Below are 19,560 nucleotides of genomic sequence, written 5' to 3'. Positions count from 1 at the left end.
CACAAACGCCGCGGCGCCTGTCCTCCGGTCGGGGGAGGAGGCAGGCGCCGCGGTTGTTCCGCACGACGTTGTACGGGACATCGGGGGACGGTCGGTCACACGGTCAGTGCCCGGTCCGTCGGCTTGATGGGAGCCGGCAGGGCGCTGGCTCCGGTGAGGAAGCGGTCCACGCCCTTGGCCGCGGAACGGCCCTCGGCGATGGCCCACACGATCAGGGACTGGCCGCGCCCGGCGTCACCGGCGACATACACACCGGGGACGTTGGTGGCGAAGTCCGCGTCGCGCGCGACATTGCCGCGCTCGTCGAGCTCCAGGCCGAACTGCTCGACCAGGCCGTTCTCCTGGTCGGTGCCGGTGAAGCCCATCGCGAGGGTGACCAGCTGGGCCGGGATCTTCCGCTCGGTGCCGGGCTTCGGCGTCGGCCGGCCGTCCTTGAACTCCACCTCGGTCAGGTGCAGCCACTGGACGTTGCCGTCCTCGTCGCCCTCGAAGTGGGTGGTGGAGACGGAGTAGACCCGCTCGCCGCCCTCCTCGTGCGCGGAGGTGACCTTGTAGAGCATCGGGAAGGTCGGCCAGGGCTGGTTGGCGTTCCGCTCCTCGCCCGGCTGGGGCATGATCTCCAGCTGGGTGACGGAGGCCGCGCCCTGGCGGTGGGCGGTGCCGACGCAGTCCGCGCCGGTGTCGCCGCCGCCGATGACCACGACGTGCTTGCCCTCGGCGGTGATCGGGGCGACGGTCAGGTCGCCCTCCTGCACCTTGTTGGCGAGCGGGAGGTACTCCATCGCGAAGTGGATGCCGTTCAGCTCACGGCCGGGCACCGGCAGATCGCGGGAGGTGGTGGAACCGGCGGCGATGACGACGGCGTCGTAGCGCTTGCGCAGCTTCTTGGCGTCGAGGTCGCGGCCGATCTCCACCTCGGTGCGGAACTTGGTGCCCTCCGCGCGCATCTGCTCGATGCGGCGGTTGATGTGGCGCTTCTCCATCTTGAACTCGGGGATGCCGTAGCGGAGGAGACCACCGATACGGTCCGCGCGCTCGTAGACGGCGACGGTGTGGCCGGCCCGGGTCAGCTGCTGGGCGGCGGCCAGTCCGGCCGGGCCGGAGCCGATGACGGCGACGGTCTTGCCGGAGAGGCGCTCGGGCGGCTGCGGGGTGACGTCCCCGTTGTCCCACGCCTTGTCGATGATGGAGACCTCGACGTTCTTGATGGTCACCGGCGGCTGGTTGATGCCCAGCACACAGGCGGCCTCACAGGGCGCGGGGCAGAGGCGACCGGTGAACTCCGGGAAGTTGTTGGTCGCGTGCAGCCGCTCGCTGGCCTCGGTCCAGTCCTCGCGGTAGGCGTAGTCGTTCCACTCGGGGATGAGGTTTCCGAGCGGGCAGCCGTTGTGGCAGAACGGGATACCGCAGTCCATACAGCGCGACGCCTGCTTGCTGATGATCGGCAGCAGGGAGCCGGGCTGGTAGACCTCGTTCCAGTCCTTGACGCGCTCCTCGACGGGGCGGGTCTTGGCGATCTCGCGCTCGTGGTTCAGGAAGCCCTTGGGGTCAGCCATTGGTCGCCGCCTCCATCATCTTCTCGTGGGTCTCGGACTCGGAGAGTCCGGCCTGCTCAGCGGCGTCCTTGGCGACGAGCACTGCCTGGTACGTGGGCGGGATGACCTTGCTGAAGCGCGCGGCTGCGGCATCCCAGTCGGCGAGGAGCTTGGCGGCGACGGTGGAGCCGGTCTCCTCCTGGTGGCGGCGCACGACGTCGTGCAGCCACTGCTTGTCGGCGTCGTCCAGCGGGTTCACCGCGTCGACGAGCTCCTTGTTGACGTTGGCCTTGTCGAGGTCGATGACGTAGGCGAAGCCGCCGGACATACCGGCCGCGAAGTTGCGGCCCGTCTCGCCCAGCACGACCGCGTTGCCGCCGGTCATGTACTCACAGCCGTGGTCACCGACACCCTCGGAGACCACCGTGGCACCGGAGTTACGGACGCAGAAGCGTTCGCCGACCCGGCCGCGCAGGAACAGCTCGCCGCCGGTGGCGCCGTAGGCGAGGGTGTTGCCCGCGATGGTCGAGTACTCGGCGAGGTGGTCGGCGCCGCGGTCCGGGCGGACGACGACCCGGCCGCCCGACAGGCCCTTGCCGACGTAGTCGTTGGCGTCGCCCTCCAGGCGCAGCGTGATGCCGCGCGGCAGGAACGCGCCGAAGGACTGGCCGGCCGAGCCGGTGAAGGTGATGTCGATGGTGTCGTCGGGCAGACCGGCACCGCCGAACTTCTTGGTGACCTCGTGGCCGAGCATGGTGCCGACGGTCCGGTTGATGTTCCGGATCGCGACCTGGGCCCGCACCGGCTGGGCGTCCTCGGCGGTGTCCGCGGCCAGGGCGTCGGCGGCGAGCTTGATCAGCTCGTTGTCGAGCGCCTTCGCCAGGCCGTGGTCCTGCTCGATGACCTGGTGGCGCACGGCGCCCTCGGCCAGCTCGGGGACGTGCAGCAGCGGGGCCAGGTCCAGGCCCTGCGCCTTCCAGTGGTCCACCGCGCGGGAGGTGTTCAGCAGCTCGGCGTGGCCGATGGCCTCGTCGAGGCTGCGGAAGCCCAGCTCGGCGAGGAGCTCACGGACCTCCTCGGCGATGAACTGGAAGAAGTTGACGACGTACTCGGCCTTGCCGTTGAACCGCTCGCGCAGCGCCGGGTTCTGGGTGGCGATACCGACCGGGCAGGTGTCCAGGTGGCAGACGCGCATCATGACGCAGCCGGAGACGACCAGCGGTGCGGTCGCGAAGCCGTACTCCTCGGCGCCCAGCAGGGCGGCGATGACGACATCGCGGCCGGTCTTGAGCTGACCGTCGGTCTGCACCACGATGCGGTCGCGCAGGCCGTTGAGCAGCAGCGTCTGCTGGGTCTCGGCCAGGCCCAGCTCCCAGGGGCCGCCCGCGTGCTTGAGCGAGGTGAGCGGGGAGGCACCCGTACCGCCGTCGTGGCCGGAGATCAGGACCACGTCCGCGTGTGCCTTGGAGACACCCGCGGCGACGGTGCCGACGCCGACCTCGGAGACCAGCTTCACGTGGATGCGGGCCTGCGGGTTGGCGTTCTTGAGGTCATGGATCAGCTGAGCCAGGTCCTCGATGGAGTAGATGTCGTGGTGCGGCGGCGGGGAGATCAGGCCGACGCCCGGGGTGGAGTGCCGGGTCTTGGCGACCCACGGGTAGACCTTGTGGCCGGGCAGCTGGCCGCCCTCGCCGGGCTTGGCGCCCTGGGCCATCTTGATCTGGATGTCGTCGGAGTTGACGAGGTACTCGCTGGTCACACCGAAGCGGCCGGAGGCGACCTGCTTGATGGAGGAGCGGCGCGCCGGGTCGTAGAGACGCTCGGGGTCCTCGCCGCCCTCACCGGTGTTGGACTTGCCGCCCAACTGGTTCATGGCGATGGCGAGGGTCTCGTGCGCCTCCTGGGAGATGGAGCCGTACGACATCGCGCCGGTGGAGAAGCGCTTGACGATCTCGGACGCCGGCTCGACCTCCTCGATCGGGATCGAGGGGCGCTCGGTGGCGAAGGAGAACAGACCGCGCAGCGTCATCAGCCGCTCGGACTGCTCGTTCACCCGCTCGGTGTACTGCTTGAAGATGTCGTAGCGGCGCGAGCGGGTGGAGTGCTGGAGCCGGAAGACGGTGTCCGGGTCGAAGAGGTGCGGCTCGCCCTCGCGGCGCCACTGGTACTCGCCGCCGATGTCCAGCGCGCGGTGCGTGGCGGCGATGCCGGAGGCCGGGTATGCCTTGGCGTGCCGGGCGGCGACCTCCTTGGCGATGATGTCCAGACCGGCGCCGCCGATCTTGGTGGCGGTGCCGTGGAAGTACTTCTCGACGAACGCCTCGTCCAGGCCGACGGCCTCGAAGACCTGCGCGCCGCGGTAGGAGGCGACGGTCGAGATGCCCATCTTGGACATGACCTTCAGGACGCCCTTGCCGAGCGCCTTGATGAGGTTCTTGATGGCGGCCTCGGCCTCGATGCCGGGCAGGAAGGTGCCGGCGCGGACGAGGTCCTCGACCGACTCCATGGCCAGGTACGGGTTGACGGCCGCGGCACCGAAGCCGATGAGCAGCGCGACATGGTGCACCTCGCGCACATCGCCGGCCTCGACGAGCAGGCCGACCTGGGTGCGCTCCTTGGTGCCGATGAGGTGGTGGTGGACCGCGGCGGTGAGCAGCAGCGACGGGATCGGCGCGTGCTCGGCGTCCGAGTGGCGGTCGGAGAGCACGATCAGCCGGGCGCCGTCGTCGATGGCGGCGTCCGCCTCGGCGCAGATCTCCTCGATCCGGGCGGCCAGCGACTCGCCGCCGCCGGAGACCCGGTAGAGGCCGGAGAGGGTCACGGCCTTCATGCCGGGCATGTCGCCGTCGGCGTTGATGTGGACGAGCTTGGCGAGCTCGTCGTTGTCGATGACCGGGAAGGGCAGGGTCACGCTGCGGCAGGAGGACGGGGTCGGCTCCAGGAGGTTGCCCTGGGGGCCGAGGGAGGAGATCAGCGAGGTGACGAGCTCCTCGCGGATGGCGTCCAGCGGCGGGTTGGTGACCTGCGCGAAGAGCTGGGTGAAGTAGTCGAAGAGCAGCCGGGGGCGCTCGGAGAGCGCGGCGATCGGCGAGTCGGTGCCCATCGACCCGATGGGCTCGGCGCCGGCCTTGGCCATCGGGGCGAGGATGACGCGCAGCTCTTCCTCGGTGTAGCCGAAGGTCTGCTGGCGGCGGGTGACCGAGGCGTGGGTGTGCACGATGTGCTCACGCTCGGGCAGGTCCGCGAGCTCGATCAGACCGGAGTCCAGCCACTCCTGGTAGGGCTGCTCGCCGGCGAGCTGCGCCTTGATCTCGTCGTCCTCGATGATGCGGTGCTCGGCGGTGTCCACGAGGAACATCCGGCCGGGCTGCAGGCGGCCCTTGCGGACGACCTTCGCGGGGTCGATGTCCAGGACGCCGACCTCGGAGGAGAGCACGACCAGGCCGTCGTCGGTGACCCAGTAGCGGCCGGGGCGCAGACCGTTGCGGTCGAGGACCGCGCCGACCTGGGTGCCGTCGGTGAAGGTGACACAGGCCGGGCCGTCCCAGGGCTCCATCATCGTGGAGTGGTACTGGTAGAAGGCCCGCCGGGCCGGGTCCATGGAGGGGGAGTTCTCCCACGCCTCGGGGACCATCATCAGCACGGAGTGCGGCAGCGAGCGGCCGCCGAGGTGGAGCAGCTCCAGGACCTCGTCGAAGGAGGCGGAGTCGGAGGCGTCCGGGGTGCAGACCGGGAACAGCCGGTCCAGCTGCTCGGCGTTGTCCGCGCCGAAGAGCTTCGAGGCGAGCTGTGACTCACGGGCGCGCATCCAGTTGCGGTTGCCCTTGACCGTGTTGATCTCGCCGTTGTGCGCGACGAAGCGGTACGGGTGGGCCAGCGGCCAGCTCGGGAAGGTGTTGGTGGAGAACCGCGAGTGGACCAGCGCGATGGCGGTGGCGAAGCGGCGGTCGGACAGGTCCGGGAAGAACGGCTCCAGCTGTCCGGTGGTGAGCATGCCCTTGTAGACGATCGTCCGGGCGGACAGCGAGGGGAAGTAGACCCCGGCCTCCCGCTCGGCGCGCTTGCGCAGCGCGAAGGCCTTGCGGTCCAGCGCCAGGCCGGTGTTCTTCCCTCCCCCAGACTCCGTCTGGGAGGTGCCCCCAGCGACGAAGATCTGGGAGAAGGCGGGCATGGTGGAGCGTGCGCCGTTGCCCAGCAGCTGCGGGGCGACCGGGACCACGCGCCAGCCGATGACGTCCAGGCCCTCTTCACCGGCGATCGTCTCGATGCGCGAGACGGCGTCGGCCGCTTCCTGGGCGTCGGACGGGAGGAAGGCGATACCGACGGCGTAGGCGCCGGCCTCGGGGAGCTCGAAGGTGACGTTCTCGCGAAGGAACGCGTCCGGCACCTGGAGCAGGATGCCGGCGCCGTCGCCCGAGTCGGGCTCGGAGCCGGTGGCACCGCGGTGCTCCAGATTCGTCAGGACGGTGAGCGCCTGCTCGACCAGTGCGTGGCTGGCCTCGCCGGTGAGGGTGGCCACAAAGCCGACGCCACAGGCGTCGTGCTCATTGCGGGGGTCGTACATCCCCTGCTGGGCGGGGCGGCCGTCCATGGGCGACCAGGCGGCGGCGTCGCTGCTGCTGGTGGTCGCGGAGTGCGTGGACGCGAAACGCATCGGCTCTCCCAACGTCGTCGTGGCATAGGCATTGCCGAGGGACGACGTTGGCCCTCCGCGAAATTTCGTGCAGGTTACAGGATGACTCCCTTCTCAAAAAGCGAAAAGGGGCTTCCAACATGCGGACACCGCATCTGCGGTGAGTCAGTACGCGGACGGAAACGGGGCCGTCCCACAAGGCGGCGTTCGGCGAGCGACATTGCCCGCGACGCCTGGGCCTTATGCCCGGCCGCCAACAAACCGAAACCGCTGGGTAACGCTGTAATTATGCAGTCACCCGTATGACACATCAGCCTACGACGGATCCGAACAGTGCGCCCAGGACGTACGTCACACCCGCGGCGGCGCCACCCAGGGCGAGTTGGCGCAGCCCGCTGAACCACCAGGAGCGCGCCGTCACCCGCGCCACGACCGCCCCGCAGGCAAACAGCCCGACCAGGGCGAGCAGCACCGCGGGCCAGACCGCCGAAGCCCCCAGCAGGTAAGGAAGGACAGGCATCAGCGCGCCCAGCGCAAACGATCCGAAGGAGGAAATCGCGGCCACGGCGGGCGAAGGAAGGTCGGACGGGTCGATGCCCAATTCTTCGCGGGCATGGATCTCCAGGGCCTGCTCCGGGTCCTTGGAGAGCTGTGCGGCGACCTGCCGGGCGAGCGCCGGCTCGACCCCGCGCGAGGCATAGAGGGCCGCCAGCTCCTCCAGCTCGTCCTTCGGGTGCTTGCGCAGCTCGGCCCGCTCGACATCCAGCTCGGCCTGCACCAGCTCACGCTGGGAGGCGACCGAGGTGTACTCCCCCGCCGCCATCGAGAAGGCGCCGGCCGCCAGGCCCGCGAGGCCGGTGATGATGATCGCCTGCTGCGACAGCGCGCCGCCGGCGGCGCCCGTCATCAGGGCGACGTTCGAGACCAGCCCGTCCATCGCACCGAAGACGGCGGGGCGCAGCCAGCCACCGTTCACATCGCGGTGGGTGTGGTTGTCGCGGTGGGCCACATGCGTCGGCGCCGCGGCATCCATGATCTCCATGACGGACATATCGGTACCTACTCCCTGCAAGCGAGGTGTGGGCCGATGGCGGCACTTCCCCCTCCAACGCTTCGAAGTTATGCGGGAATTACCCTCCGCCGCTAGCAAGGAAGGCCGAACTTACCGCGCTGACCTGCGGCTTTTCCGCGAAGGCGGGGATGAGATCCGGGTCACACGCCCCTACGGAGCCCGCCGGACACCCCGCTCCGGGACCGTCCGGGGGAGTCGACCGGGTGACCCTGCCGCCCAGGACAGGAGAGCCGGGCCGTCGCGTGGCACGGATACAGCGCAGCGGTCCGAAGCCGGGCGGCGCCCCGCAGTCCCCGGCGGCGGTCCGGCCCGTACGACAGAACGGCACGCACATGAGCGCAGCGCACCCTCCGCCCGCGGATCCGGCCGGGACCGGCGCGGGCGACGCCGTCCGCGACCGGGCCCGGGGCGCGCTGCTCGGGCTCGCCGTCGGTGATGCGCTCGGAGCCCCCGCGGAGAACATGAAGCCCTCGCAGATCCGCCGCCGCTGGGGCCGGATCGAGGGCTATGTCGAGGACGACCCGGCCGGCACCGACGACACCGAGTACGCCATCTTCTCGGGGCTGCTGCTCGCCGCGCACGGCTCGGCGCTGACCGTCGCCCATGTCGAGGCCGCCTGGCACCGGTGGATCGCCGACCGTGACGAGGGGCCGTTCCGCGGTGCGGGCTTCAGTGAGCGCGGCACCCTGGAGAACCTGCGCCGGGGCCTGGCCGCGCCCATCTCCGCCCAGCACCGGCACGCCTGGAGCGACGGGCTGGCGATGCGCGCCGCACCGTTCGGGGTGTTCGCCGCCGGACGGCCCGCCGAGGCCGCCCGGCTGGTCGCCATCGACGGCACGGTCAGCCACGACGGCGAGGGGATCTACGGCGGCCGGGCGGTGGCCGCCGGGGTCGCCACCGCCATGGTCGCCGCTTCCACCGACGCGGTGATCGCCGCCGCGCTGTCCGTCGTGCCGGAGGACTCCTGGACCGCCCGCTCGCTGCGCCGGGCGGTCGGCGCCGCCCAGCGCTCCCGGCACGACCCGGGCATCACCCGGCTCGGCACCGAGCGCGCGGTGCGCTCCGCCGTCGTGGTCGGCGGCTACCCCTGGACGGATCTGGCGCCGGAGGCCGTCGGCCTGGCCTTCGGTGCGTTCGAGGCGGCCCGCGGTGACTTCTCCGCCTCGGTGCTGACCGCGGTCAACATGGGGCGCGACGCCGACACCACGGCGGCCGTCGCGGGGGCGCTGGCCGGTGCGCTGTGCGGCGCCGCCGCGATCCCCGGGGCCTGGGCCGCCGCCATCGGCCCGGCGCGCGGCAGCTGTCTGCCGTCGATGGCGGGCTATCACGTCCTGGACATCGCGGAGCTGCTGACCTCGCAGGGGGCGGACCCGGCTGCCCGTGCCACGGCGGGGCCCGCGGCCGGGACGGGCGTCGAGGCCGTGGTGGGGGCCGGATGAACGGCCGGGAAGCGGTGGGGAGCGCCCCCGGCCCCGGCGGCACCGCCGGTGCGCGGAGCCGTATCGAGGGGCTGCTGCTCGGGGTGGCCTCGGGGGACGCCGCCGGGTGGCCGGCGGCCCGGCACCGGGCGGCGCGGATGCCGGAGTGGACCCGGCGGCTGACCCGTGAGCTGGACACCTTCGCCGAGCAGAACGCGACCACCACGCTGCCCGTGCCGATCGCCCTCAACCAGCCGCCCGAACCACTGCGGCTGGGGCCCTCCGACGACGCCGAGTGGGCGGCCTTCACCGCCGAATCGGTGCTCACCGCGGCCGGCGCACCCCTCAGCGACCTGGGCCTGGACCGGCGGATGCGGGCCGCCCTCGATCTCGCCTGGAACGCGCTCGCCAACGAGGTCGCCGCGGCCGCCGACCGGGCGCCCGAGGTCGAGTCCGCCGTCCTGCCGCTGCGCGCCCGGATCTCCGTACGGGCCGGGCTCGGCAACCTCGCCGCCGGGCTGCGGCCGCCCGCCACCGGCCATGACAACCCGCACTACTTCGACGACGCGGCCTGCGTACGCGCCGCCGTCCTGGCCGTGGTGCACCCGGGCGAGCCGTCCGCCGCGGCCGAGCTGGCCGAGTACGACGCGCGCTACACCCAGGACGGCGACGGGGTGCACGGCGCGCGGGCGATGGCCGCCGCGGTCGCCGCCGCGCTCGGCGGCACGGCGGCCGCCGGCTGTGTGGAGGCGGCACTGGACCAGCTCCCCGAAGGCACCGAGATCCGCCGCAACGCCCTGCACGCGGTCCGCCTCGCCCGGTCCTTCGCCACCGACGGCCCCGGCGCCGCCGGCCGCCCCGGCACGGCCTTCGCCCTGGTGCCCGTGCTGGAGCACGAGATCGTCGACCACGTCTACAGCTACGGCATCGCCGCGGCCGAGACCGTCCCGGTGGCGCTGGCACTGGCCCTCGCGACGGACGGGCGGGTCGCCGAGGCGGTACCGGCCGCCGCCTGTCTCTCCCGGGTCGCCGACTCCGCACCGGCCCTCGCCGGGGCGCTGACCGGTGCGCTCGGCGGCGCGCCCGCGCTGCCCCGCACCTGGCGCGACGCCTGCCGGGTGCTGTCCGGCTGTGCGCTGCCACGGCTGGCCGGCACGGATCTGGTCGAGCTGGCCGGACTGCTCGCCCGTACGGAGCTGACCGCGCCCGAGGCCGCCGCGGCTCCCCCTCCGGCCCGTCCGGAAGCCGTCTCCCGTGCCCTTCTGGCTCCCGCCCCCTCCCCCACCGTGGAAGGACTCACCCGCACATGACCTACGCAAGCGAGCAGACACCGGCCGCGGCGGACGCCCCCGACGCACAGGCCACCCGGATCCTGCCGGTCACCCCCGTCACCGCGGTCGCACAGCCGTCGCCCGTGCCCCCGGTGCCCCCCGTCGCCCCCGTCCCGCCGTCCCTGGAGGACCGGGCGACCGGCGCGCTGGTCGGCGCCGCCGTCGGCGATGCGCTCGGCGGGCCGGTGGAGGGCCGGACACCGGAGGAGATCGTGAAGCGGCACGGCGGCCGGGTCGAGGGCATCGTCGGCCCGTTCCACGACGACTGGCGCACCGCCCGCCCGCTCGCGCCGTTCCACAAGGGCGACGGCCATGTCACCGACGACACCCTGATGACCCATGCGCTGGTGCGGGTCTACGAGGCGGTGCGCGACCACCTCGACGCCTATGACATCGCCGACCACCTGGTACCGGATCTGATCGGCACCCCGCGCTGGATCCCGGAGCTGGAGGCCGAGGCGCTGCCGGTGCAGCGGATCTTCCTCGCCGAGAAGTGGATCGTGGCGCGGCTGCACTACGGGCACGCGGACCCGCGCGAGGCGGGCGTCGGCAACATCGTCAACTGCGGTGCGGCGATGTACATGGCGCCGGTCGGCATCGTCAACGCCGGCAATCCGGACCGGGCCTACGCCGAGGCGCTGGACATCGCCGGTGCCCATCAGTCCTCCTACGGGCGGGAGGCGGCGGGGGTGTTCGCCGCGGCCGTGGCCGCCGCGTTCGTCCCGGACGCCACCCCCTCCTCGGTCGTCGTCCAGGCGCTGCGGCTCGCCAAGGACGGCACCCGGGCCGCGATCGAGGCGGTCTGCGAGGCCGCGTCCTCGGTCGCCGGCCCCGAGTCGGCGGCGGCCCCGCTGCGCGCGGCCGTCGCCCCCTTCGACACGGTGGGTCCGGACTACCGCAACCCGTCACTCGGCGCCCGGCGGCCCTCCCGGCTGCACGCCATCGAGGAACTCCCCATCGCCCTGGGCATGTTGCTGATCGGTGGCGGCGACTTCCGGTCCACCGTCCTCGGCTCGGTCAACTACGGCCGTGACAGCGACTCGATCGCCACGATGAGCGGTGCGCTGGTCGGCGCTTTGCGCGGCGCGGAGGCGGTGCCGGCCGAGTGGAGCACGGAGGTCGCCCGCGCCAGCCGCCTCGATCTGCAGGCGCCCGGGGCCGCGCTGGCCACCGTCGCGCGCGAGATCTTCACCCGCGACCGGGCCCGCGCGCGCACCCACGAGCAGGCCTTCACCGCGATCTCGGCCATCCCCGCGATGACGGAGGCGGTCGGACGGTGACGGCCACGGCGGCCGCGCTCGCCCGGCCCGCTCCTCCCCCGGCGCCGCTCCGGGTGACCTGGGTGCAGCCCGAGGATCTGGTCGGGCATGAGCTGCGGCAGGCGGCGGAGGACGGCCGGGACGCCGCCGGTATCGCGCGGCGGTGGCGGGCGGCGGGCGGTACGGCGGCGCCGGGACGGGCGGGCGCCTCCCCCGGCCCGGCCGGTCCGGCCCTGCGGGCGCTCGCCGGGACCCTGCTCGATGAACTCGCGCTGCTGCCCTGCCCGTCGGAGGCCGACGAGCCCACCGGGCTGACGGCGATCCAGGAGGAGTGGGCGCCGTGGCCCGTGGACGGTGGTCCGCGGCCGGAGGGCGGGGCGCCGGCCGCCCGGCTGGAGGCGGCCTGGCTCGGGCGGGCGGCCGGCTGTCTGCTCGGCAAGCCGGTCGAGAAGCTGCCGCTCAGCGGGGTCAGGGAACTCGCCCGCGCCACCGGCAACTGGCCGCTCGCCGGGTACTTCACCGAGGCCGGACTCGACCCGGCGGTGGCCGCGCGACACCCCTGGAACCGCCGCAGCCGCGCCACCTCGCTCGCCGGGAACATCGACGGTATGCCCGAGGACGACGACCTCAACTACCCACTGCTCGGTCTGCTGCTCCTCGAACGCCACGGGCCCGGCTTCACCACGGCCGAGGTGGCGCGCCTGTGGCTGGACGAGCTGCCGGCCGGCCGGACCTTCACCGCCGAGCGCCTGGCGTACCGCAATCTGCTGGACGGCATCGAACCGCCGCACACCGCGCGGTACCGCAACCCGTTCCGGGAGTGGATCGGCGCCCAGATCCGCGCCGACATCCACGGCTGGACCCACCCCGGCGACCCGGCCGCCGCCGCGGCCCAGGCCTGGCGGGACGCGACGCTCAGCCATACCGCGAACGGGGTGTACGGCGCGATGTTCGTGGCGGCCGCGCTCGCCGCGGCGGGCGGCGGCGGCACCGATGTGCACGGTGCGCTGCGGGCCGGGCTGGCCGTGATCCCCGCGCGGTCCCGGCTCGCGCGGGCGGTCCGCCGCGGTATCGCGCTGGCGCACGACGAGCCCACCGGCACCCCGGCCGCCTTCGCCGGCGTCGTCGACCGGCTGCATACCGCGTACGGCCACCACCACTGGGTGCACGCCGTACCGAACGCGGCGCTGCTGGCCGCCGCGCTCACCCATGCCGACGGTGACTTCACCGGCTCCATCTGCCGTGCGGTGTCGGGGGGTTGGGACACCGACTCGAACGGTGCCACCGCCGGTTCGCTGGCCGGACTGCTCGCCGGGTCGCCCGCCGCGCTGCCCGCCCACTGGACGGCACCGCTGCGCAACCGGCTGGCCACCGGCGTCCGCGGAATGGACGGCATCGGCTTCGACGCCCTCGCGGAACGTACCGCCGCGCTGGTCGTGCCCGGTATCCCCGTCATGCCCGGCGACCCCGCCATGCCCGGCAACCCCGTCGTTCCCGGTATCCCCTCCGACCGAACAGAGGCCCCCGCACCATGACCGACCCGTCCCTGTCCGGGGCACCCCGGCCCGCCGCCGACGAGCACACCTCCCCCGATGCCCCCGCCCCCGGGGCCCCCGGCCCCGGTCCGCTCGCCGGGCTGCGGGTACTCGATCTCGCCACCCTGTTCGCCGGTCCGCTCGCCGCCACCCTGCTGGGGGACTTCGGCGCCGAGGTGATCAAGGTGGAGCATCCGCACCGGCCCGACCCCTCGCGCGGCCACGGGCCCGCCAAGGACGGCATCGGACTGTGGTGGAAGCTGCTGGGCCGCAACAAGAGGACCATGACACTCGATCTGTCCCACCCGGGCGGCCGGGACGTGCTGCTGCGGCTCGCCGCCGGGACGGATGTCATCGTGGAGAACTTCCGGCCCGGGACCCTGGAGAGATGGGGCCTGGGCTGGGACGAGCTGTCCGCCGTCAACCCGCGCCTGGTACTGGCCCGGGTCACCGGCTTCGGGCAGTTCGGCCCGTACGCCCGGCGCCCCGGGTTCGGCACCCTCGCCGAGGCGATGAGCGGCTTCGCCGCCCTCACCGGTGAACCGGACGGTCCGCCGACCCTGCCGCCGTTCGGTCTCGCCGACGCGATCGCCGCGCTGACCACGTCGTACGCCGTGCTGGCCGCGCTGCGCGGACGGGAGACCACCGGCCGCGGCCAGGTCATCGACCTGGCCCTGATCGAACCGATCCTGACGGCCCTCGGTCCGCAGCCGCTCTGGTACGACCAGCTCGGCCACGTCCAGCCGCGGACCGGCAACCGCTCCCCGAACGTCGCCCCGCGCAACACCTACCGCACCGCCGACGGCTCCTGGGTGGCGGTCTCCACCTCGACCGAGTCGGTCGCCGGGCGGGTGATGCGGCTGGTCGGCCGGCCCGAGGTGATCGACGAGCCCTGGTTCGCGACCGGCGCGGGGCGGGCCCGGCACGCCGATGAGCTGGATGCCGCGGTCGGCGGCTGGATCGCCCGGCACGACCGGGCCGAGGTGCTGGCCGCCTTCGAGAAGGCCGAGGCGGCGGTGGCACCCATCTACGACATCCGCGAGGTGATGGCGGACCCGCAGTACGCGGCACTGGGATCGATCACCGAGGTCCCGGACGACGAACTCGGCACGGTCCGGATGCAGAACGTCCTCTTCCGGCTCTCCGAGACACCGGGCGCCATCCACTGGGCGGGCCGCCCGCACGGCGCGGACACGGATGAGCTGCTGGCCGGGCTCGGGCTGACCGACGCGGAGATCGACGGGCTGCGCACGGCGGGTGCGCTGTGAGCCCGGCCCCGCACACCCCCGGGCAGGCCCCCGCTCCCACCCCGCTGACCTGGCTCTATGTACCCGGGGACCGCCCGGAAGTGGTCGCCAAGGCGCTCGGCTGCGGGGCCGATGTGGTCGTGGTCGATCTGGAGGACGCGGTCGCCCCGGACCGCAAGGACCATGCCCTGCGGGCCACCGCCGAGCTGCTGAGCGGCCCGGTGCCGGTGCCGGTCCATGTCCGGGTCAACGCGCTGGACGGCCCGCTCGCCGAGAACGAGATCCGCACCCTGGCCCCACTGCCCGGCCTGGCCGGTCTCCGGCTGCCCAAGGTGCAGGGCCCGGCCGATGTCCACCGCGCCGCCGGCTGGGCGACGACGGCCGCGGAGTTGCCCGAGCACCTCCCGTACGCCGCGGAAGCCCCCGTACGGCCGGCCGGGCACGCCGTCGCGGGACCTGCCGCCCCGGTCCGTACGCCCCCCGGCACCACCGCCACCCTCGCCCCCGCGGCCCCGCCCGCCCCGACGGCCCTGCCCGCCACCCCGGCCCTGTACGCGCTGCTCGAATCCGCGCTGGGCATCGAGCACGCCTTCGCCATCGCCACCGCACATCCGGCACTGCGGGGGATCGCCCTGGGCGAGGCCGATCTGTGCGGGGAGCTGGGGGTGCGGGACGACAGGGGGCTGGCCTGGCCGCGCAGCCGGACCGTGGTCGCCGCCCGCGCGGCCGGTCTGGCCCCGCCGCCGCAGTCGGTCCACCCGGACGTCCATGATCTCGACGGGCTGGCCCGGTCCTGCACCCGCGGCCGGGCGCTGGGGTTCCTGGGCCGGGCGGCGATCCACCCCCGCCAGCTCCCGGTCATCGAAGCGGCGTATCTCCCCTCGGCGGAGGAGATCGCGGCGGCACAGGAGATCGTGCGGGCCGCCACGGCGGAGGGCGGGGCGCTGGCGCTGCCGGACGGCCGGTTCGTCGACGCTGCGGTGGTCGCGGGCGCCCGGCGGGTGCTGGATCTGGCCGGGCGCCGGCGCTGACCGCCCGACCGCCGCGTCCGGACAGCACAGCGCCGGGCGGACCCGGTGTGTCGGGTCCGCCCGGCGCGTTCGGCGACCGGTGGCCGCCTCAGGACTTCTTGGTGCTGCCGCTGCCGGCGGGCTTGGCATCCGCGGCGGATGCGTCCGCCGCGTCCCCGGACTTCTTGTCGCCGGGCTCGTCCTCCGTGGACGTTCCGGCCTCTTCGGCGCCGGACTCCGTCGCGCCGTCGTCGGCCGCCGTCTTCGCCGCAGGCTTCTCGACCGAGACCTTGCCCTCCTCGGCGCCGTCACCGTCCGTGCCACTGTCGGCGGTCTCGCCGTCCGCGTCCTGCGCGGGATGCGCGCCCGGTTCGACGACCGCTTCCCTGCCGGGTGCCTTCTTGGCGGAGATCACGAAGTAGGCGACGGCCAGGACCAGGACGATCAGCGCGGTCCAGACGTTCAGCCGCAGGCCCAGGATGTGGTGCGCCTCGTCGACCCGCATGTACTCGATCCAGGCGCGGCCGGCGCAGTAGGCGGCGACATACAGCGCGAAGGCCCGTCCGTGGCCGAGCCGGAAGCGCTTGTCGGCCCACATCACCAGCGCAGCGACGCCGATGCACCACAGGCACTCGTAGAGGAAGGTCGGGTGGTAGGTGCCGCCGATGCGTCCGATGGCCGGGTCGGAGCTGATCTCCAGCGCCCACGGCACATCGGTCGGCTTGCCGTACAGCTCCTGGTTGAACCAGTTGCCCCAGCGGCCGATCGCCTGCCCGAGGGCCAGACCGGGCGCCAGCGCATCGGCGTACGCGGGGAGCGGGATACCGCGCCGGCGGCAGCCGATCCAGGCGCCGACCGCGCCGAGCGCCACCGCGCCCCAGATGCCGAGGCCGCCCTCCCACACCTTGAAGGCGTCGAGCGGGTGGCCGTTCGGGCCGAAGTATGGCTCGTACGTCGTGATGACGTGGTAGAGGCGGCCGCCGATCAGCCCGAAGGGCACGGCCCATACGGCGATGTCCGCGACGGTTCCGGAGCGGCCGCCGCGCTGCACCCAGCGCTTGTTGCCGAGCCAGACGCCGACGAAGACGCCGATGATGATGCAGAACGCGTAGCCGCGCAGCGGGATCGGGCCGAGATGTACGACGCCGACCGACGGGCTGGGAATGAATGCGAGGTCCATGGCAGGGACGACGCTACCGCGCCGGGCGGGGTCGGCGGCAACCCGGCCCGGCTACGGCTGCGTAACGACCCCGTCCCCGCGCCGTGACGCTGTGTGTCCGGGGCGGTCGCGGCCCCCATGGGCCGCCCGTCTAGGGCGCGGGCGCGGCGCTCCTGCCGGTCAGCTCTCCCTGGGGTGCCCCGCCTTTGCCGGTCAGCTCTCCCTGCGGTGCGGCGCTCCTTCCGGGGTGCTTGTCCTGGGGTGAGGCGCCCGTGTGCGGTGCGGCGCTCTTCTTCCCCGGCTGCTTGGCCTTGTTGGCGTCCAGCACCATCTTCTTGAGGTCCGCGGGGCCGAACTGTCCGCCCTTCTCCTTCGAGAGATCCCTGCCGTTGAGCAGGACGGTCGGGGTGCCGCGGTATCCGGAGGTGGCGAAGGCGTCGTTGGACTTCTTCACGAAACGGTCGTAGGTGCCGTCGTTGACGCACTTGGTGAAGGCGGGGGTCACCAACCCCTTGACCTTGCCGGCCAGTTGGAGGAGGTACTTCTTGTCGCCGAACTTGTCCTGTGGCTCGGGCGGCTGGTGGGAGTAGAGGAGGTCGTGGTACGCGCGGAACTTCCCGGCGTCCTGCGCGCACAGGGCGGCGTTGGCGGCGTTACGGGATCCCTGGCCGCCGGCGTTGCCGTCGATGATGGTCACCAGGTGGTACTCGCTCTTGAGCCGGCCGGAGTCCTCCAGCTCATGGATGACCGGGCGGAAGCCGGTCTCGAACTGCCGGCAGGCGGGGCAGCGGAAGTCCTCCCACACCGTGAGTGTGGACGGGGCGTCGGCCGACCCCACCGGGACGGCGGGCCTGCCGCCGCCGCTGGCCCGCTTCGGGACGGCGACCTCGTTGTCGTTGGCGGCAGGTTTACCGGAGGACGACGACGCCCAGACGGCGATGCCGCCGGCCACCGCCAGCACCACCACCACCGCCCCCGCGACGATCGCCTGGCGGCCGCGCCGGGCGCGCGCCTTCTCCTTCTCCCGCTGTTCCTGCAGTCGCTCGCGGGCGGATTTCTTACCCTCATGATTCTTCTGGCTCACGCCCCTGGACAACGAAGCGGAGGGGTGCCGCCGCACCCCTCCGCACCGATGTTCGCCCTATCGAGGGACAGCGGCCGTGTCCGCGTTCCTCACGGCCCGGCCGCACGCACCGCCTCTAGGAGCGCTTGCGCACGCCCTCGGCCAGCTCGGCCGCCAGGGAGCGGACCCCGGCGAGACCGGCCGCCAGGTCGCCGTCCGCCGCCAGCATCAGCTTGACGAACGCCGAGCCGACGATCACTCCGTCCGCGAACCGGGCCACCTCGGCGGCCTGTTCGGCGTTGGAGACCCCGAGGCCGACACAGACCGGCAGTTCGGTGGTGGCCTGGGTGCGCCGCACGAGGTCCTGCGCCTGCTCGCCCACCGACTCGCGGGTGCCCGTGACGCCCATCAGCGAGGCGGCGTACACAAAGCCGGAGCCGGCCGCCGTGATGTCGGCGAGCCGCGCGTCCTTGCTGCTGGGGGCGACGACGAAGACGGTGGCGAGACCGTGCTTGTCGGCGTGCTCCCGCCAGGTCGCGGACTCCTGGACGGGCAGGTCGGGCAGGATGCAGCCCGCGCCGCCCGCCTCGGCGAGCTCGGCGGTGAAGCGCTCGATGCCGTAGCGGTCGATCGGGTTCCAGTAGGTCATGACGAGGACGGGCTTGCCGGTGGCCGCGTGGGCCTCGCGCACGGTCCGCATCACATCGGCGATCTTCACCCCGCCCCGCAGGGCGATGTCGTCGGCGGTCTGGATGACGGGACCGTCGAGGACGGGGTCGCTGTGCGGCAGCCCGACCTCCACGACGTCCGCGCCGCCGTCGAAGACGGCCTTGGCCGCCTCGATGCCACCGTCGACGGTCGGGAACCCGGCCGGGAGGTAGGCGATGAGCGCGGACCGGCCCTCGGCCTTCGCGGCGGCGAGGGTGTCACTCAACAGCTTGATGTTCCCGCTCACTTGACGTCCCCCTCGATCTCCGCGTCCTCGGTGCCGGCGTCCGCCTCGACGGCGGCGTCCGCGTCGTAGAGGCCGAAGTAGCGGGCCGCGGTGTCCATGTCCTTGTCGCCGCGCCCGGACAGGTTGACGACGATCAGGCCGTCCTTGCCGAGCTCCCTGCCCACCTCCAGGGCCCCGGCGAGGGCGTGGGCGCTCTCGATGGCCGGGATGATGCCCTCGGTCCGCGAGAGCAGGCGCAGCGCCTGCATCGCGGCGTCGTCGGTGACCGCGCGGTACTCGCCGCGGCCGCTGTCCTTGAGGAAGGCGTGCTCGGGCCCGATGCCCGGGTAGTCGAGACCGGCCGAGATGGAGTACGGCTCGGTGATCTGCCCCTCCTCGTCCTGGAGGACGTAACTCCTGGACCCGTGCAGGATTCCCGGCTCACCGGCGCTCAGCGTGGCGGCGTGCTCGCCGGTCTCGATGCCGTGGCCCGCGGGCTCGCAGCCGATGAGCCGCACCCCGTCGTCCGGGATGAACGCGTGGAAGAGCCCGATGGCGTTGGAGCCGCCGCCGACACAGGCGACCGCGGCGTCCGGCAGGCGGCCGGCGCGCTCCAGGATCTGGCGGCGCGCCTCGACGCCGATGACCCGGTGGAAGTCGCGCACCATCGCGGGGAAGGGGTGCGGTCCCGCGACGGTCCCGAACAGGTAGTGGGTGCGGTCGACATTGGCGACCCAGTCGCGGAAGGCCTCGTTGATGGCGTCCTTGAGGGTGCGGCTGCCGGACTTCACGGCGATGACCTCGGCGCCGAGCATCCGCATCCGGGCGACGTTCAGCGCCTGGCGCTGGGTGTCGATCTCGCCCATGTAGATGGTGCATTCGAGGCCGAACAGGGCGCAGGCGGTGGCGGTGGCGACGCCGTGCTGGCCCGCGCCGGTCTCGGCGATGACCCGGGTCTTGCCCATCCGCTTGGTGAGCAGCGCCTGGCCCAGCACGTTGTTGATCTTGTGCGAGCCGGTGTGGTTGAGGTCCTCGCGCTTGAGGAACACCCGGGCCCCGCCGGCGTGTCCGGCGAACCGCGGCACCTCGGTGAGCGCGCTGGGACGCCCGGTGTAGTTGACCATCAGGTCGTTGAGCTCGGCCGCGAACGCGGGGTCTCCCTTGGCCTTCTCGTACTCCGCGGCGACCTCGTCGACCGCGGCGACCAGCGCCTCGGGGATGAACTTGCCGCCGAACGCACCGAAATAACCTTCGGGGTTCGGCACCCGTCCCTCGGGATCGGGAAGGAAGAAATCGGAGGACATCAGACGCACTCCTCGCCGGGGCGGCTGCCCCGGAAGTCCGGTTGTGTCGGGATGGGCATC

The 19,560-nt window shown here is 73.0% G+C and carries 13 protein-coding genes; 6 read left to right on the top strand and 7 right to left on the bottom strand.

Annotation, left to right across the window (positions count from 1 at the left end; all coding sequences use genetic code 11):
* Nucleotides 1-95 precede the first annotated feature (95 nt).
* The 3 genes from SLV14N_RS29685 to SLV14N_RS29675 form a co-directional block, all read right to left on the bottom strand.
* Nucleotides 96-1,556 (bottom strand): glutamate synthase subunit beta, encoded by a 1,461-nt coding sequence (locus SLV14N_RS29685; RefSeq protein WP_127150365.1) that lies wholly within the window; start codon nt 1,554-1,556, stop codon nt 96-98.
* A complete protein-coding gene (gene gltB, locus SLV14N_RS29680; RefSeq protein ID WP_208685059.1) occupies nt 1,549-6,189 on the bottom strand; it encodes a glutamate synthase large subunit in 4,641 nt (1,546 codons plus the stop codon). Before gltB ends, SLV14N_RS29685 begins: the two co-directional genes overlap by 8 nt.
* A 289-nt stretch (nt 6,190-6,478) precedes the next feature.
* Complete coding sequence (locus SLV14N_RS29675; protein WP_208688162.1) at nt 6,479-7,210, bottom strand: VIT1/CCC1 transporter family protein; 732 nt, start codon at nt 7,208-7,210, stop codon at nt 6,479-6,481.
* Between the two features lie 362 nt (nt 7,211-7,572).
* Between SLV14N_RS29675 and SLV14N_RS29670 the strand changes: the two genes are divergently transcribed.
* The 6 genes from SLV14N_RS29670 to SLV14N_RS29645 are packed head-to-tail and all read left to right on the top strand — an operon-like array spanning nt 7,573 to nt 15,061.
* Nucleotides 7,573-8,679, top strand: a complete 1,107-nt coding sequence (locus SLV14N_RS29670; protein ID WP_263271766.1) for an ADP-ribosylglycohydrolase family protein — start codon at nt 7,573-7,575, stop codon at nt 8,677-8,679.
* On the top strand, nt 8,676-9,968 hold the full coding sequence (locus SLV14N_RS29665) for an ADP-ribosylglycohydrolase family protein (RefSeq protein ID WP_263271765.1): 1,293 nt from the start codon (nt 8,676-8,678) through the stop codon (nt 9,966-9,968). The genes SLV14N_RS29670 and SLV14N_RS29665 overlap by 4 nt, the downstream gene beginning before the upstream one ends.
* Nucleotides 9,965-11,269, top strand: a complete 1,305-nt coding sequence (locus SLV14N_RS29660; RefSeq protein ID WP_263271764.1) for an ADP-ribosylglycohydrolase family protein — start codon at nt 9,965-9,967, stop codon at nt 11,267-11,269. The genes SLV14N_RS29665 and SLV14N_RS29660 overlap by 4 nt, the downstream gene beginning before the upstream one ends.
* On the top strand, nt 11,266-12,783 hold the full coding sequence (locus tag SLV14N_RS29655; protein ID WP_263271763.1) for an ADP-ribosylglycohydrolase family protein: 1,518 nt from the start codon (nt 11,266-11,268) through the stop codon (nt 12,781-12,783). The genes SLV14N_RS29660 and SLV14N_RS29655 overlap by 4 nt, the downstream gene beginning before the upstream one ends.
* Nucleotides 12,780-14,051: a CaiB/BaiF CoA-transferase family protein gene (locus SLV14N_RS29650; protein ID WP_263271762.1), complete on the top strand. Its 1,272-nt coding sequence runs from the start codon at nt 12,780-12,782 to the stop codon at nt 14,049-14,051. The genes SLV14N_RS29655 and SLV14N_RS29650 overlap by 4 nt, the downstream gene beginning before the upstream one ends.
* The gene (locus SLV14N_RS29645) at nt 14,048-15,061 is read left to right on the top strand and encodes a CoA ester lyase (protein WP_263271761.1); all 1,014 of its coding nucleotides are present in this window, start codon (nt 14,048-14,050) and stop codon (nt 15,059-15,061) included. The genes SLV14N_RS29650 and SLV14N_RS29645 overlap by 4 nt, the downstream gene beginning before the upstream one ends.
* An 88-nt stretch (nt 15,062-15,149) precedes the next feature.
* On the opposite strand, the gene lgt is transcribed toward SLV14N_RS29645, so the two are convergent.
* The 4 genes from lgt to trpB all read right to left on the bottom strand — a co-directional run bounded on the left by lgt (nt 15,150) and on the right by trpB (nt 19,500).
* A complete protein-coding gene (gene lgt, locus SLV14N_RS29640; protein WP_263271760.1) occupies nt 15,150-16,220 on the bottom strand; it encodes a prolipoprotein diacylglyceryl transferase in 1,071 nt (356 codons plus the stop codon).
* A gap of 130 nt (nt 16,221-16,350) precedes the next feature.
* Complete coding sequence (locus SLV14N_RS29635; protein WP_208685043.1) at nt 16,351-17,283, bottom strand: thioredoxin domain-containing protein; 933 nt, start codon at nt 17,281-17,283, stop codon at nt 16,351-16,353.
* 115 nt (nt 17,284-17,398) lie between these two features.
* The gene (gene trpA, locus SLV14N_RS29630; RefSeq protein WP_263271759.1) at nt 17,399-18,217 is read right to left on the bottom strand and encodes a tryptophan synthase subunit alpha; all 819 of its coding nucleotides are present in this window, start codon (nt 18,215-18,217) and stop codon (nt 17,399-17,401) included.
* Nucleotides 18,214-19,500 carry a tryptophan synthase subunit beta gene (trpB, locus tag SLV14N_RS29625; protein WP_208685041.1) on the bottom strand — a complete coding sequence of 429 codons (1,287 nt, stop codon included), beginning with the start codon at nt 19,498-19,500 and terminating at the stop codon, nt 18,214-18,216. Before trpB ends, trpA begins: the two co-directional genes overlap by 4 nt.
* Nucleotides 19,501-19,560: the final 60 nt, after the last annotated feature.

Source organism: Streptomyces sp. Je 1-4 4N24 (genome assembly GCF_026239515.1).
Lineage (GTDB): Bacteria > Actinomycetota > Actinomycetes > Streptomycetales > Streptomycetaceae > Streptomyces > Streptomyces nigrescens.
This window is presented reverse-complemented; position numbering and strand designations above follow the sequence as displayed.

What these genes read in the sequence shown, in the direction of transcription:
- SLV14N_RS29650 (WP_263271762.1), top strand. Translation starts at nt 12,780, where the DNA reads ATGACCGACCCGTCCCTGTCCGGGGCACCCCGGCCCGCCGCCGACGAG.
- lgt (WP_263271760.1), bottom strand. Translation starts at nt 16,220, where the DNA reads ATGGACCTCGCATTCATTCCCAGCCCGTCGGTCGGCGTCGTACATCTC.
- SLV14N_RS29685 (WP_127150365.1), bottom strand. Translation starts at nt 1,556, where the DNA reads ATGGCTGACCCCAAGGGCTTCCTGAACCACGAGCGCGAGATCGCCAAG.
- SLV14N_RS29675 (WP_208688162.1), bottom strand. Translation starts at nt 7,210, where the DNA reads ATGGAGATCATGGATGCCGCGGCGCCGACGCATGTGGCCCACCGCGAC.
- gltB (WP_208685059.1), bottom strand. Translation starts at nt 6,189, where the DNA reads ATGCGTTTCGCGTCCACGCACTCCGCGACCACCAGCAGCAGCGACGCC.
- SLV14N_RS29670 (WP_263271766.1), top strand. Translation starts at nt 7,573, where the DNA reads ATGAGCGCAGCGCACCCTCCGCCCGCGGATCCGGCCGGGACCGGCGCG.
- trpB (WP_208685041.1), bottom strand. Translation starts at nt 19,500, where the DNA reads ATGTCCTCCGATTTCTTCCTTCCCGATCCCGAGGGACGGGTGCCGAAC.
- SLV14N_RS29660 (WP_263271764.1), top strand. Translation starts at nt 9,965, where the DNA reads ATGACCTACGCAAGCGAGCAGACACCGGCCGCGGCGGACGCCCCCGAC.
- SLV14N_RS29665 (WP_263271765.1), top strand. Translation starts at nt 8,676, where the DNA reads ATGAACGGCCGGGAAGCGGTGGGGAGCGCCCCCGGCCCCGGCGGCACC.